The sequence below is a fragment of the Meridianimaribacter sp. CL38 genome (assembly GCF_004328055.1).
Taxonomy (GTDB): domain Bacteria; phylum Bacteroidota; class Bacteroidia; order Flavobacteriales; family Flavobacteriaceae; genus Gaetbulibacter_B; species Gaetbulibacter_B jejuensis.
In genome coordinates, this window is the sequence record NZ_QKWS01000002.1 from 367700 (window position 1) to 383558 (window position 15859).

At 33.5% G+C, this 15859-nt stretch carries 13 protein-coding genes; 7 read left to right on the forward strand and 6 right to left on the reverse strand.

What is annotated here, in order from left to right; all coding sequences use genetic code 11:
* Nucleotides 1-24 precede the first annotated feature (24 nt).
* Nucleotides 25-306: a DUF4834 family protein gene (locus tag DMZ43_RS06785; RefSeq protein WP_129760178.1), complete on the reverse strand. Its 282-nt coding sequence runs from the start codon at nucleotides 304-306 to the stop codon at nucleotides 25-27.
* Nucleotides 307-499: 193 nt separating this feature from the next.
* On the opposite strand from DMZ43_RS06785, the gene DMZ43_RS06790 reads away from it, so the two are divergent.
* Nucleotides 500-1474 (forward strand): transporter, encoded by a 975-nt coding sequence (locus tag DMZ43_RS06790; protein ID WP_131506854.1) that lies wholly within the window; start codon nucleotides 500-502, stop codon nucleotides 1472-1474.
* A 12-nt stretch (nucleotides 1475-1486) separates the two neighbouring features.
* The gene (locus DMZ43_RS06795; RefSeq protein ID WP_131506856.1) at nucleotides 1487-2605 is read left to right on the forward strand and encodes a GNAT family N-acetyltransferase; all 1119 of its coding nucleotides are present in this window, start codon (nucleotides 1487-1489) and stop codon (nucleotides 2603-2605) included.
* Nucleotides 2606-2660: 55 nt separating this feature from the next.
* On the opposite strand, the gene DMZ43_RS06800 is transcribed toward DMZ43_RS06795, so the two are convergent.
* The 3 genes from DMZ43_RS06800 to DMZ43_RS06810 form a co-directional block, all read right to left on the reverse strand.
* Nucleotides 2661-3920 (reverse strand): aminotransferase class I/II-fold pyridoxal phosphate-dependent enzyme, encoded by a 1260-nt coding sequence (locus DMZ43_RS06800; RefSeq protein ID WP_129760181.1) that lies wholly within the window; start codon nucleotides 3918-3920, stop codon nucleotides 2661-2663.
* A 144-nt stretch (nucleotides 3921-4064) separates the two neighbouring features.
* Nucleotides 4065-5102: a PLP-dependent cysteine synthase family protein gene (locus DMZ43_RS06805; protein WP_131506858.1), complete on the reverse strand. Its 1038-nt coding sequence runs from the start codon at nucleotides 5100-5102 to the stop codon at nucleotides 4065-4067.
* Between the two features lie 71 nt (nucleotides 5103-5173).
* On the reverse strand, nucleotides 5174-7237 hold the full coding sequence (locus DMZ43_RS06810) for a S9 family peptidase (protein WP_131506859.1): 2064 nt from the start codon (nucleotides 7235-7237) through the stop codon (nucleotides 5174-5176).
* 114 nt (nucleotides 7238-7351) lie between these two features.
* Between DMZ43_RS06810 and DMZ43_RS06815 the strand changes: the two genes are divergently transcribed.
* A complete protein-coding gene (locus DMZ43_RS06815; protein WP_131506861.1) occupies nucleotides 7352-7675 on the forward strand; it encodes a YbaB/EbfC family nucleoid-associated protein in 324 nt (107 codons plus the stop codon).
* Between the two features lie 152 nt (nucleotides 7676-7827).
* Here the strand turns inward: DMZ43_RS06815 and DMZ43_RS06820 are convergent, their stop codons facing one another.
* Nucleotides 7828-8850 (reverse strand): low specificity L-threonine aldolase, encoded by a 1023-nt coding sequence (locus DMZ43_RS06820; protein ID WP_131506863.1) that lies wholly within the window; start codon nucleotides 8848-8850, stop codon nucleotides 7828-7830.
* A 48-nt stretch (nucleotides 8851-8898) separates the two neighbouring features.
* Entirely contained in the window at nucleotides 8899-11307 is a 2409-nt protein-coding gene (locus tag DMZ43_RS06825; RefSeq protein ID WP_131506865.1) for a zinc-dependent metalloprotease, read from the reverse strand.
* A 105-nt stretch (nucleotides 11308-11412) separates the two neighbouring features.
* Here DMZ43_RS06825 and prfB point away from each other — a divergent pair.
* The 4 genes from prfB (at nucleotide 11413) to DMZ43_RS06845 (ending at nucleotide 15818) form a co-directional block, all read left to right on the forward strand.
* Nucleotides 11413-12523 (forward strand): peptide chain release factor 2 gene (gene prfB / locus DMZ43_RS06830; protein ID WP_131506867.1). Its coding sequence is split into 2 segments (ribosomal slippage): nucleotides 11413-11475 and nucleotides 11477-12523, totalling 1110 coding nucleotides; the frame shifts between segments, so codons are not numbered across the junction.
* A gap of 9 nt (nucleotides 12524-12532) precedes the next feature.
* Nucleotides 12533-12874, forward strand: coding sequence for an arsenate reductase (glutaredoxin) (gene arsC, locus DMZ43_RS06835; RefSeq protein ID WP_131506869.1), 342 nt, complete (start codon nucleotides 12533-12535; stop codon nucleotides 12872-12874).
* An 88-nt stretch (nucleotides 12875-12962) separates the two neighbouring features.
* Nucleotides 12963-13364, forward strand: a complete 402-nt coding sequence (locus DMZ43_RS06840; protein ID WP_131506871.1) for a hypothetical protein — start codon at nucleotides 12963-12965, stop codon at nucleotides 13362-13364.
* 18 nt (nucleotides 13365-13382) lie between these two features.
* Entirely contained in the window at nucleotides 13383-15818 is a 2436-nt protein-coding gene (locus DMZ43_RS06845; protein ID WP_131506873.1) for a TonB-dependent receptor domain-containing protein, read from the forward strand.
* Nucleotides 15819-15859: the final 41 nt, after the last annotated feature.

Sequence of the window (15859 nt, forward strand, 5' to 3'; positions counted from 1 at the left end):
TGTTTTAAAGAATGATTGTGAAAATTAATCAATTTCTTCGTAATCCACGTACTCACCAACAGTTTTATTTGAAGACTTCTGACGCTCAGGCATTTTATCAATTACAGTCTCGCCTTCTCTTTGTTGTGTTTGTTGGTTATTTTGGTATTGTTGAAATTGACCTCCAAAACGTTCTTGCATCTTTTTAGACATATAGCGCATAAGGTATGGAGCAAAAATTCGCATAAGTAGCTTTATACCATAATACACTAATAGTATGATTAAAATGGTTCTTAAAAAACCAATAAAAGAAGCCGTTTGTACCATTAAAAAGATATTTTTTTCAAAAATACAATTATCATACTTTAAAATAAGTTATAAATACTTAAAAAAAGTATAAAATCTCTATATTTGAATTTAACAAATCACCTATGAAATGCCTACAAAGCTAATTTTTACATCAGAATATAAAATGAAAAAGGCATTCCGTTTGACAATTAAAAAACTAAAACACAAACAGATGAAATCTATTAAACAGTATATGTTATTGGTGTGTTTTGCAGTGTCTTTCAATACATTTTCGCAATATACCGAAGTTATAAATTCCAATAGACCTGGAGTTTCTAGAAGTGCTTTTTCTGTGGGAACCAATGTAGCTCAATTAGAGGTTGGCCCTTACATTGTTAAAGAAAAACACACGCCTTTAATGTATGAAGTGTCTGGTTTTGGAGTAGATTTTGCTGCGCGTTACGGACTACTATTTGAAGAGTTGGAAATCAACCTTGAAGGTACTTACCAAAACGATACGTTTACCGATAATCGCTCAACATTCTCAACTGAAGATAAACGCTCAAACTTTAAAAACTTCACACTTGGTGCTAAGTATTTAGTTTACGATCCTTATAAAAATGCAGAAGAAGACAAACCAAACATTTATAGCTACCATGCCAATAGAGCTTTTAAATGGAAATCCTTAATTCCTGCTGTTGCTGTATATTTAGGTGCAAATTACGATTCTAAAAATAACCCTTACACTGCTCCAGATGTTGAAGGTTTTAGTCCTAAAGTAATGGTTGCAACACAAAACAACTTTGCTGGTGGTTGGGTACTTGTTATGAATTTAATTAAAGACAGAATTGGTAGTGACTTTTCTGATTTTCAATATATCCTCACACTAACGCATTCTTTCAATCCAAAATGGGTGATTTTTGGAGAAGCCCATGGTATTAAGAGTGACTTTTATGCCGATAATTTATTTAGATTTGGAGGTGCTTACCTCTTAAGCAAAGACTTACAGTTAGACACAGCTTTAACCTTGAACACTAAAGATACACCTTCGGTATTCAGCGTTAACTTTGGAGCATCTTATAGATTTGATTTCCATAAGGATAAAATTGACAATGGCAATTCTGCCGATGAAGAAGCTAAACGAAAATCAAGAGGTAAAAAAAGCAGAAGAGCTGAAACCGATTTTAATGACGATAATGGCAACTAAGCCAACTATTTTATGATTACAGTTAAAGAAATTAGCTCTAAAAATGAGCTTAAGGAATTTGTAAAGTTTCCGTTTAAAATTTATAAAGACTCCAAGTATTGGGTTCCTCCTATTATAAAACAAGAGTTAGAAACCTTTAACAAAGATGTTAACCCAATATTTAAAGATGCTGAAGCTCGTTTCTTTTTAGCATATAAGAATAATGAAATTGTAGGTAGAGTCGCTGCAATTATCAATTGGCTTGAAGTAAAAAAGCAAGACCAAAAGAAAATGCGATTTGGATGGTTTGATTTTATTGATGATTTAGAAGTTTCTAAAGCGCTTCTTGAAAAAGTAGAAGAAATTGGTAAAGAAAATAACCTTGAGTATTGCGAAGGTCCTGTTGGCTTCTCAAATTTAGACAAAGTAGGTGTGCTTACCGAAGGTTTTGACCAACTTAGCACTATGATTACATGGTATAACCATCCATACTACATCAACCATTACAAATCTCATGGGTATACTGAGGAAAAAGAATACATCGAGAACTTTTTCCCTTTTAAAAATGTAAAACCTGAGTTCTTTGCTAAAGTGCAAGACCTTATAAAAAGAAGATATCAGTTACGTTCATTGGCTTTTACCAAAACAGAAGAGGTAATGCCTTATGCTGATAAAATGTTTGACTTATTCAATAAGAGTTATTCGTCGTTATCATCGTTTGTTGAGATTACCGATATTCAAAAGGCTTACTTTAAAAAGAAGTTTATAAGCTTTGTAAACCCTGAATACATCAAGTTTGTTGTTGATAAAAACGATGAATTAATTGCGTTTTCAATAGTAATGCCATCATTTGCTAGAGCTTTACAGGAAGCAAAAGGAAAACTATTTCCGTTTGGGTTTCTTAAGTTATTAAAAGCTAAAAAAGAAAGTAAGGATGTGGTATTCTACTTAATTGGTGTTTTACCAGAATATCAAAACAAAGGAGTTACAGCAATTATATTTGATGAATACTATAAGGTATTTAAGGAAAAAGGCATTCAAAACTGTATTAGAACACCTGAATTAGCAGATAATAAAGCTATTCATCAAATATGGAAACATTTTAATCCTAAAACCAACAAAAGGCGTTTTACACTTAGAAAAGATCTTTAATAAAAAAAGCCGATGAAAAATCATCGGCTTTTTTGTTGATATATTTAACTATCGTTTACTCTCCCATTGCAGCAGCAACTGCAGCAGATAAACGTTTGTAAGTTCCGTTTTCTAATCTACTTCTAATACCATCAAACGCATCTAAAGTTTCATTAACATCTTCTAGCGTGTGTGTAGCAGTAGGTATTAAACGTAATAATATTAGCCCTTTAGGGATTACTGGATACACTACTATTGAACAAAAAATACCATAGTTTTCGCGTAAGTCTTTTACTAAAGCCATAGCTTCAGGAATACTTCCTTTTAAATATACTGGTGTTACACAACTTTGTGTTGTACCAATATCAAAACCACGTTCTTTTAAACCTTTTTGTAATGCATTTACATTCTCCCAAAGTTTTGCTTTAAGCTCTGGCATTGTCTTTAACATCTCTAAACGTTTTAACGCACCAACAACCAATTGCATTTGCAATGATTTAGCAAACATTTGAGAACGTAAATTGTATTTTAAATAATCAATAATTTCTTGATCTGCAGCAATAAAAGCACCTGTACTTGCTAAAGACTTAGCAAAAGTTGCAAAATACACATCTATTCCGTCTTGTACACCTTGCTCTTCACCTGCTCCAGCTCCTGTTTTTCCTAAGGTTCCAAAACCGTGAGCATCATCAACTAAAAATCTGAAATTGTATTTTTCTTTAAGCGCTACGATTTCTTTTAAACGACCTTGCTCACCACGCATTCCAAACACACCTTCTGAAATTACTAAAATTCCACCTCCTGTTTGTTCTGCCATTTTGGTAGCACGCTCAAGGTTTTTTTCTAAACTTTCAACATCGTTGTGCTTGTAAGTAAAACGTTTACCCATGTGTAAACGTACTCCATCTATAATACAAGCGTGTGCATCAACATCGTAAACGATAATATCATCTTTAGATACCAAAGCATCAATAGTAGATACCATTCCTTGATAACCAAAGTTTAAAAGGTAAGCTGCTTCTTTACTTACAAATGAAGCCAACTCATTTTGAAGTTTTTCGTGTAAATCTGTGTGACCAGACATCATACGAGCTCCCATTGGGTAAGCCGATCCATAAGCTGCACCAGCTTCAGCATCGGTTTTTCGTACTTCAGGATGGTTAGCTAAACCAAGATAATCATTAATACTCCAGGTAATTACATCTTTTCCCTGGAACTTCATTCTGTTGGATATTTGACCTTCAAGTTTAGGAAACACAAAATATCCTTCTGCTTGAGACGCCCATTTTCCTAAAGGACCTTTATCCTTGTATATCTTTTCAAATAAATCTTTCATTTAAGCTAAATTAGTCTAGTTTGAGAGGCAAAATTAATTAATTATATTATGACAACATAATTAATTTATAAACTTGTGTTCATAACCTAATAAGACACAAAAAACCTATCATATTATTAGGGTGAAATAGGATAGGTAATGTATTTACTTTATGTACTGAATTGTTTCGGAAGTGACATTTTTACTGTCAAAGAAACCTTGACTTTCCATCCACTTGTCACTATACACTTTACTCATGTATCTTGAACCATGGTCTGGGAAAATCACAACAATTTTGTCTCCTTTTTTAAATTCTCCTTCTTCACTAAGTTGTTTTATGGCTTGCATTGCTGCTCCACTTGTATAACCAACAAATAAACCTTCGGTTCTAGAAATTTCCCTTGCAGTGTGCGCACTGTCTTCGTCGGTTACTTTTACAAACTTGTCAATAAGGTCAAAATCTGTTGCTGTAGGAATTAAGTTTTTTCCTAAGCCTTCAATTCTGTATGGGTAGATTTCGTTTTCGTCAAACTCTCTGGTTTCGTGGTATTTTTTTAATACCGAACCATAAGCATCTACTCCTATTATTTTAACGTTTGGATTTTGCTCTTTCAAAAACTTAGAAGTTCCTGAAATTGTTCCTCCTGTTCCACTACAAGCAATTAAATGTGTAATTTTTCCTTCTGTTTGTTTCCAAATTTCAGGACCTGTAGTGTTATAATGTGCATCAATATTTAATTGATTAAAATACTGATTGATATAGATTGAACCTTTTCGTTCTTCATGTAAGCGTTTTGCAACTTGATAATACGACCTTGGGTCATCAGCACTTACATGAGCAGGACAAACATACACAGTTGCTCCCATGGCTTTAAGCATATCTATTTTATCAGCTGACGACTTTGAGCTCACAGCCAAAATACACTCGTATCCTTTAATGATACTTACCATAGCAATACTAAATCCTGTATTACCAGATGTGGTTTCAATAATTGTATCTCCTGGAGTTAAAATTCCTTGTCTTTCAGCTTCTTCTATAATATGAAGTGCTATTCTATCTTTTGAAGAGTGTCCTGGATTAAAGGCTTCTACCTTAGCGTAGAAATCACCATCAAAACTTGCAGTTAGCTTATTTAATTTGATTAGAGGTGTTTTTCCTATAAGATCCAACACGTTATCAAACACTTGTAAGTTGTCTTTCATAAATGCTATTTATCAGTCACAAATTAAAAAAAGTAACCTAAAACCTCGCAAAAATAAGAGTTTTTTTTTAATTAACTAGTAATATTCTCTAAGTCTAATAAAAAGGCATACTCTTCGGCATCTTCTTTTAAAGCTTCAAAACGTCCTGAAGCGCCACCATGACCTGCATTCATGTTGGTTTTTAAAAACAATTTATTAGTGTCAGTTTTTAGAAATCTCATTTTTGCAACCCATTTTGCTGGCTCCCAATATTGTACTTGAGAGTCATGAAGTCCTGTAGTTACTAAAATATGTGGATAGTCTTGCGCTTTTACATTATCGTATGGCGAATAGGATTTCATGTAGTTATAATACTCTAAGGTATTTGGGTTTCCCCATTCGTCATATTCTCCTGTTGTTAGCGGAATACTATCATCTAACATTGTGGTTACCACGTCTACAAAAGGTACAGCAGCAATAACACCATGATATAACTGTGGTGCCATATTAATTACAGCTCCTATTAAAAGCCCTCCTGCACTTCCGCCTAAAGCGTATAGATGCTTAGGAGAGGTGTAATTGTTTTCTATTAAAAATTTTGAACACGCAATAAAATCGGTAAAAGTGTTTTTCTTTTGAAGTAGTTTACCTTGCTCATACCAATTTCTACCCAAATACTCTCCGCCTCTTACATGAGCAATTACATAAATAAAGCCTCTATCTAACAAGCTTAAACGTATGCTAGAGAAATAAGGGTCTATAGTTGAACCGTAAGAGCCATAAGCATATTGTAACACTGGACTGTTGCCATCCTTTTTAACACCTTTTTTATATACTACAGACATTGGTATTTTGGTACCATCATCAGCAGTTGCCCATAAGCGCTCTGATTGATAATTGTTTTTATCAAATGTACCTCCTAAAACCTGCTGCTCCTTTTTTATGGTTTTGGTTTTAGTTACCATATTAAAATCAATGGTTGACGCAGGATTGGTTAACGAATTGTAACTATACCTCAACACTTCAGTATCAAAATCGACATTAGTACCTGTGTAGGCTGTATAGGTTTCACTATCAAAAGGTAAGTAGTAATCATCGGTTTCATCCCAACGTGTAATTCGTATTTGGTTTAAACCATTACTACGCTCACTAATAACTAAAAATTCTTTGAAAATATCAATATCCTCAAGTAACACATCTTCTCGATGCGGAATAACCTCAACCCAATTTGAAACTTCTGTTTTGGTTTCATCTGTTTTCATTAGCTTAAAGTTAGTAGCCTCATCTTTATTGGTAACCATATAAAAATGGCCTTCAAAATGCGAAATACTGTACTCCAAACCTCTTATACGCTCTTGAAACACCTTAAAATCAGCATTAGGTGTGTTGGCATCTAAAATGTGATACTCATTAGTTAAAGTACTGTAACAAGCAATAATGATATATTTTCTAGATTTTGACTTGTAAACTGCTACTCCAAATGTGTCGTCGGTTTCGTGAAAAACCAATTTATCTTCACTTTCATTAGTCCCTAATTTGTGTTTAAACACTTTATCAGACCTCAGCGTTTCTTCATCTTTTTTAGTGTAAAATAAAGTCGCGCTATCGTTAGCCCAAGACGCTGAACCTGTAGTGTTTTCTATAGTATCAGTAATTGGTTCATTATCAACTAAACTTTTAAAATTAATAGTATACTGACGCCTTCCTACTGTATCTAAACCATACGCTACTTTGGTATTATCAGGGCTTATGCTTATACCTGCTAGTTTAAAATAGTCGTGTCCTTTTGCCATTTCGTTACAATCAAACATCAACTCATCAGGAGCATCTAAAGTGTCTTTTCTTCTTATATAAATTGGATAATCTTTTCCTGTTTCGTACTTCACAATATACCAATACCCATTGTACTTATAAGGAACCGACTCATCATCTTCCTTAATTCTTGCTTTCATTTCTTTAAACAAGTTGTCTTCAAAGGCTTTGGTATGCGCTGTCATTTCTTCAAAGTAAGCATTTTCAGCGTTTAAATAATCCAAAACATCTTGGTCTTCTCTTTGGTTTAGCCAAAAATAATCGTCAATTCTGGTATCGTTGTGAATGCTTAAAGTTTTAGGAACTCTTTTAGCTACAGGAGGTACAACCCTTTCTTTTATCATTAAAAATTAGTTTAAGAAGTATGCAAAAATAGAATTAAAATTAGAATTGAACTGTTAATGCATTACTAATGATTTTAGTAATTTTGTGACTTAACCTAATAAAAAGAAAAAATTATGTTTGGAGATATGATGGGTATGATGAATAAATTGAAAGAAACCCAAAAAAAAGTTGAAGACACTAAAGCTCGTTTAAACACTGTTTTAATTGATGAAAGCAGTACTGATAATAAACTTAAAGTAACTATTACTGCAAACAGAACCATAAAAAATATTGTTATTGACGATGCATTGCTTGAAGACAAAGATATGCTTGAAGATTACCTTGTTTTAACCCTAAACAAAGCTATTGAGCGTGCTACAACTGTAAACGAAACCGAAATTGCTGCAGTTGCCAAAGACGGTATGCCAAACATTCCTGGTTTGGATATGTTTAAGTGATTTTTTAGCGTGTTGATGTAAATCCCTTAAAATGAAAATTCATTATAAAAAGAAACAACTAACCCTAAATCTAATTTTAGGGTTAGTTTGGTTAGCTAATGGAGTTATACAAGCTGTATTTATTAATAGTAGTACTTAATAAAAGTTTCAAACTAAAACTCAAGCTTTCTCAATACGCTCAAAAACTTATCGTGCATTACATTGGTATAATCAAGATGTGTTACAATACGTAGCTTTCCACTTCCCATACCAATAATCTTAATACCATTATCATCTAGCTTTTGTACAAATGCAGATTCGCTAATTCCTTTCTGTAGCTCAAAAATGATAATGTTGGTCTCTACAGGTTCAACCGATTGTATAAAAGGCAATGCTTTTAAAACCGCTTCAATGTCTTTAGCTTTAGTGTGATCGTCTTTTAGTCTGTTGATATTGTTTTCTAAAGCATATAATCCAGCAGCAGCTAAATATCCTACTTGTCGCATATTTCCACCAAATACTTTTCTAATTCTCACTGCGTTTTTCATAAGCGCTTCATCACCAATTAAAACAGAACCTATAGGACAACCTAAACCTTTACTCAAACACACTGAAATAGTATCAAACAGTTTCCCATATTGCATTGTGGTTTCGTCCTTTTCAACAAGCGCATTCCATAATCGAGCACCATCAAGATGATACCCTAGTTTGTGTGTATCACAAACCTGACGTATTTTTTTCAACTCTTCAAAATCCCAACAAGAACCTCCTCCTCTATTTGCTGTATTTTCAACTTCTACTAAAGTTGTTTTAGCATAATAAAATGCATCAGGATTAATAGCTTCTTCTACTTGTTGTGCTGTAAACATTCCTCTGTTACCATCAACCAACTTACACGAAATACCACTATTAAACGACGCTCCACCAGCTTCGTAATTATAGATGTGAGCTGTTTTATCACAAATTACCTGCTCTCCTGGTTGCGTATGCAGTTTTAAAGCAGTTTGGTTTGCCATACTTCCGCTAGGAAAAAATAAGGCGTGTGATTTTCCAAATTGAGCTGCTAGTTTGCTCTCTAGCATTTTTACAGTAACATCTTCATCAAAAACATCATCGCCAACTTGCGCTTGCATCATTGCTTCCAACATGTCTTTTGTTGGCTTTGTAACTGTATCGCTTCTTAAATCTATAATCATATCTATTTTCTAAGAAATGGGAATTTTTAAACTATTTTTCTGTTATGTTTAGTTTGAATGATAAAAACAAGCATCACTTCCTATTGGAGAACCATCAGGAATTTTTGGTGAACTTGGTGCTTTAAAACCTTTAGGATTTCCTAAAAATTTATCTATCTCTTTCACCATAAACATTGCCATTGGGTCAACTCTTCGCTCTTGTAATTTCACTTTTAGTTTCATCACTTCAAAATTTACTAAAGCCTGAGCTTGTGGCATTAATTTTTCGCTAGCTGATAACGCCATAATATTATTTAAAACCGAAAGATTGATAATCTGCTGTACTTCGCCTTGGTAACTGTTTTCTGTTTTCTTTTTTATAGTGGCATCTATCAAGATTTCTAAAAATTCTTTTAAACCTAATTGCGATTTATCTAAAACCTTTTGTTGATACACTCTGTTCATTCGTTCAGGATTTAATAATAATCCCAAAGTCATATCGCTTGACGTTTCTACAGGTGCAAAAGGATCAAAAGCGACTCCTGTATTACCACGAAATGATTCTCTTGTTCGCCAATACTGAAATGCTCTTGGAGGAAACAACTCTAACTTATCTTGTGGAATAGCCAATGTCTCTGCAGAAAGGGTTTTAAGTATAGCTTGTAGTGCTTCTTTTTGAGTTTTAGCATCGATAGCTTTTGTAATCATTTGACCATCGCCTTTTACCGCATAGTTATAATCCAATCCACCTACAAGCTTAGTAGCTGCTTCGGTTTGATAACGATGAAAGAAATATAAAGGCACAAACACATCTTCTAAAACTGAATAAGGTTCTCCTGTCTTAATATTATCTTTTGAAAAATTTGAAATTGCTTTAGCTCTCACTTTAAGCACGTTTTCTAACTCCTCAGAAGCACTTTTACCGTTATCCCAAAGGTGAGCATAGGCATGAGCACCATTTTGCGCTCGTGCATCACTATCGGTTATAAATCGAAGACCAGAATTGGTTGCTTCTTTTAAAATATTGTTTAATGCTTCTGTTTCATTTTCAGTGTCTTTAAATTGAGAATAACTATACGCCACAGTAACTTTATCCCAATCTCCAATACCAACATCATAAGCATCGCTTAAATCAACTTCGCCATTTGTAAGTTTTACTTTTGGATGCGGATAATCCATAACCGAAGCTCTATTGTTAGTACTTGCTGCAAAATTATGAGCAAAACCAATAGTATGTCCCACTTCGTGCGCGCTCAACTGACGTATTCTTGCCAAAGCCATTTGTAACATAGGTTGGTAATTATCATCACGATTAGCGAATGGCTTATTTAATAACGCCTGAGCAATCATAAAATCTTGTCTAATACGTAAACTACCAAGGCTAACATGTCCTTTAATAATCTCTCCTGTTCTTGGGTCAATAACACTTCCACCATAGCTCCAACCTCTTGTTGAGCGATGTACCCATTGAATAACATTGTATCTGCAATCCATAGGATCTGCATCTTCAGGCAACACTTCAACTTGAAAAGCATTTTTAAAACCAATAGCTTCGTAGGCTTCATTCCACCAACGTGCTCCATCTAATAAAGCAGAACGAATAGGTTCAGGAGTACCAGAATCTAAATAATAAATAATAGGTTCAACTGCTTCACTAATGGAATCGTTTGGGTTCTTTTTTTCTAAACGATGACGAATAATATAATGCTTCTTTATTTGCTCCTGTACAGGAGTTGCATAATCCATATACGAAATGGAAATGGCTCCACTACGCACATCAAACTCACGCTTTTTATAATTATCGTCCGGTAATTCTACAAATGAATGATGCTGAATAACACTCACTAAAGAAGCTGTTGGTGTTACACTTCTTATGTTTCGGCCTTTTGGGTCTCCACTAAAAGTTAACAATGCTTCAAACTCAACATTTTTTGGGAAAGCCTTTGTACGCTCTAGTGACAATGCACTTTTACTCATATCTAAACTGTAGCGTCCTTCATTTTGGCTTTGCAGTCTATCAGCTACTCCATGAGCATCTTGCATTAAAAACGAAGTAATATCGATAATGTATTTTCCGTTGGACTCCTCTTCTATTTTAAACCCAAATAACACCGATTTTGCAAAAGCTTGTTCAATACTTTTCTTTTCTAACTCGTTATCGGTTATTGCTCTGTAATTTTGATTAGGTTGTACTAAAAGTAATTTGTTTCCTGCTTTTACAAATTTTACAATTCTGTTATCTCCAAGTTGTCCTCTATCTAAACCAATATCATTAGAACCAACTCCTGTTGCTAGTGAGTTTACATATAAAAACTCCTCATCTAACTGAGTAACTTCTAGATAGATTTTATCTTGAGCTTCTTCATAAAAGAAATTAAAATATCCTTCGTAATTTTTTAAATCTTTTCCTGTTAATCCTTGAGCAAAGGAAGTAGTAATACATAAAAGTAAAAATGAATGTAAAAAAAGCGTTTTCATAATTGAGTATTAAGGCATAAAACTAAACAAATTCCTTTAAAAATATCCTTGTAAATCTTTTACAATGCAGGTTTTAATTTTAAATTTGTCAAAATTTACAATTTTATGACTACATCAGATCAAATAAAAGATCTTAATTCCCGTCTAGGTTCGCTTAGACAATATCTTTGACGTAGATGCCAAATTAATTGAAATAGCTAACGAAGAAGAAAAAACATTTGACCCAAACTTCTGGAACGACTCCAAAGCTGCTGAAGCCATAATGAAGTCGCTAAGAGAAAAGAAAAAATGGGTTGAAGATTATAACACTGCAAAAACACTTGTAGAAGACTTAGAAGTTATTTACGAGTTTCATAAAGAAGATGAAGCTACTGCTGAAGATGTTGATGACCGATTTGAAAAAGCTGTAACTCAAATTGAAAAATTAGAGTTTAAAAACATGCTTTCAGATGAAGGAGATAGCCTTAGTGCTGTACTTCAAATTACTGCTGGAGCTGGTGGAACCGAAAGCTGCGATTGGGCAAGTATGCTTATGCGTATGTACCTTATGTATGCTGAAAAAAATGGCTTTAAGGTTAAAGAACTTAACTTTCAAGAAGGAGATGTTGCAGGTATAAAAACAGTAACTTTAGAGATTGAAGGCGATTTTGCTTTTGGGTGGCTAAAAGGTGAAAATGGTGTGCATCGTTTGGTACGTATTTCACCATTTGACAGTAATGCCAAACGACACACAAGCTTTGTTTCGGTATATGTTTATCCTTTGGTAGATGATACTATTGAAATAGAAATCAATCCTGCCGATATTGAAATTACAACAGCGCGTTCAAGTGGTGCTGGTGGACAAAATGTAAATAAAGTTGAAACCAAAGTACAGCTTACTCACAAGCCTACAGGAATTCAAATTTCTTGTTCCGAAACGCGCTCGCAACATGATAACAGAGCAAGAGCAATGCAAATGCTTAAATCGCAGTTGTACGAAATAGAATTGCAAAAACAATTGGCTCAAAGAGATGATATTGAAGCCGAAAAAATGAAGATTGAATGGGGAAGTCAAATACGTAATTACGTTATGCACCCTTATAAACTAGTAAAAGATGTAAGGTCTGGTCATGAAACAGGTAATGTAGACGCTGTTATGGATGGAGATATTGAGCCATTTTTAAAAGCCTATTTAATGATGATGGGACAAAAAGAAGACACACAACAAACACTATAAAAAATTATTATGCTTAAAATTTACCACAACCCTAGATGTAGTAAATCAAGACAAGGTATTGAAGTTCTTGAAACTTATGGAAAACCATTTAAAGTTATTAAATATTTAGAAGACGTTCCTTCTGAAAAAGAATTAAAAGACATCATTAATTTATTAGGAATTCTACCTATTGAATTAGTGCGTAAAAATGAAGCTATTTGGAAATCAGAATTTAAAGGTAAAGACCTTACTGACGATCAAATTATAAAAGCTATGACTGAAAACCCAAAACTTATTGAAAGACCAATAGCTATTAATGGTAAAAAGGCTGTTATTGGTAGACCTGCTACCAAAATTTTAGAAATTATTTAGCCTTAATAAGGTTTATTTCTTTAACACAACTTTAACCAAAACCCACTAAACCTTACCATATTTTTGCTGTCTAACTAAAAAACTAGGCATGCAAAAACTATTCTTTTTTTTACTTTTTTTCAGTTTTTATTCTCTAGCTACTCATTCTCAAAACAGTAATGAGAAGCAAATGCAAGAGATGAAAGAACAATATGAAGCTGACAAACTTGAATTTATAGAAAATCTTGTTAGCAGCTTAAGCGTTGACGATTTTCAAAAAGAAATCATCAAGCAAAAACTAAACTCCTATTTTGATGAAAAACAGAAAATTCATCAAGCAAACTTCCCTTCATATATACGCGAAGAAAAATTAAATGAATTGGACAGAACTCATTTTACTGAATTAAAAGATATATGTAAAGATGAAGTTATTAGTAAAATTCAAGAAGCAGTTAAAAACCCTTTGGAACATAAAAAAAAGAACAAGAGAAAAAAGAAAAACAAAAATTAACCCAACCAAAATCAATTCATGAAACATCTATTTAAAACACTTATTCTACTTTTAAGCTTCAACTCAATTGTTGCGCAAACACCTAACGAAATAACCGTTTCTGGTATAGTAATGGACAGTGAGGTAAACTTACCATTAGAGTATGCAACTGTTGCTTTTTTTAGTAAAAAAGAGAATAAAATAGTTACTGGAGGCATTACAGATAGCGAAGGTAAATTCTCAATAAATGTACCTGCAGGAACTTATGACATATCAGTTGAATACATTTCTTACGAAAAGAAAACCTATTATGATAAATCATTAACTAGCGATATAAATCTTGGCACTGTAGGTTTAGCTTTAGATGTTGAAGCTCTTGGAGAGGTTGAAGTTATTGCAGAGCGTACTACTGTTGAAATAAAACTAGACAAGAAAATATATAATGTTGGTAAAGACCTTACGGTTCGTGGTGGTACAGTAAGTGATGTACTAGACAACGTTCCTTCGGTTTCTGTTGATGTTGAAGGAAATGTATCTTTAAGAGGTCAAGACAACGTACGTATTTTAATTAACGGTAAACCTTCAGGATTGGTAGGTTTAAATTCAACCGATGCTTTACGACAACTACCTGCTGAATCTATTGAGCGTGTTGAAGTAATCACCTCTCCTTCTGCTCGTTATGATGCCGAAGGAACTGCAGGTATTTTAAACATTATTTTAAGACGTAGTAAATTACAAGGGTTAAATGGAGCTGTTACTGTAAATGCAGGACACCCAACACAAGCTGGAATTTCTGGGAATATTAACTACAGAACTGGAGATTTCAATTTTTTCAATACTACTGGATATAATTACAGAGAATCTCCTGGTAATTCACTTACTGAAACTGAATATTTTAATGGTGACGACCCTAACACATTCTTAAACGAATACAGAGATTTTGACAGACAGCGAAAAGGAATTACAACTAATACAGGTGTTGAATGGTACATTAATGACACTGCTTCATTAACAGCTTCGGTTGTGTACAGAAAAAGTGATGATGATGATGAAACTACTAACACTATTAGAGAGGTTGATGCAACTGGAGCATTAATTAATGAATCTCCAAGACTTGAACTTGAAAAAGAAGACGACAGAAACTTACAGTACTCTGTTAATTTCGACAAGCAATTTAATGGAAACAGTGAGCACAGATTTACGTTTGATTTTCAATATGAAAATAGTAACGAGGATGAATTTTCTTTAATTCAGCAAGATGGAGATGCTTCTGAAAGAGTAACAACTCTTGAAGAACAAGATCAAATTTTATTACAAAGTGACTACGTAATGCCTATTGGTGAAAAAGGTCAATTTGAATTTGGGTATAGAGGTAACTTTAACGAATTAGATACCGATTATGCGTTAGAGTTTTATGATGGTAATGATTATGTTTTAGACACTGATGTAAGTAATAACTTAGTTTACAGAGAATATATTAACGCTGTATACTCTCAATTTGGTAGTAAAATAAAAGACAAATTTTCTTATTTATTAGGTTTACGTATGGAATCTACACGTATAACTATTGACCAAGTTACAAGTGGTGATTTCGACAAGAAAAACTATGTTGGTTTTTTCCCAACTGTAAATTTAGGGTATGAAATTACTGAAAACCAAAGTATCACATTTGGTTATAACCGAAGAATTAGAAGACCACGTTCTCGTTTTATAAATCCATTTCCATCAAGAAGTAGTGCAACTAACCTGTTTCAAGGAAATCCTGATATTGACCCAAGTTACTCAAATACTGTTGACATTGGATACTTAAACAAATTTGGAAAAGTAACTTTAAACTCTTCTATTTACTTTCAACATGCTACAGATGTATTTACTTTCATTACAGAAGATACAGGACAAACAGTTACTGTTGGAGGAACTGAAGTACCAGTAATAAGACGTGTTCCTATTAACTTAGCAACAAACGACCGTTTTGGTTTTGAGTTTACCGTAACCTACAGACCATCAAAAAAATGGAACTTAAACGGAAACTTCAACTTATTCCAATCTAAAACCGAAGGTTTTTATAACGGAACCGATTTTGGAGCTGAAAACATTAGTTGGTTTGCTCGATTAAACAATAAATATACTTTACCAGGAAAAATCGATTGGCAAACACGTTTATTTTATAGAGGACCAAGTGAAGATGCTCAAAATAAAACAAAGGGAATGTTTTCAACTGATGTTGCTTTTAGTAAAGATATCTTAAATGAAAATGCTTCAATAGCTTTTAATGTGAGTGATGTATTTAACAGCAGAAAAAGAATTTCTGACTCTACAACCGATACGTTTATTAGTCATAGTGAGTTTCAATGGAGACAACGTACTTTTAACTTATCGTTCACTTATAGATTTAACCAACAAAACAGAAACAACCAACGTCAAAGAGGTGGCGATGGTAATGGTGGTGGAGACGATTTTGAGTTTGAAGGGTAAACCTAAAATGTATAAAACTAAAAAAGGACGCAATTGCGTCC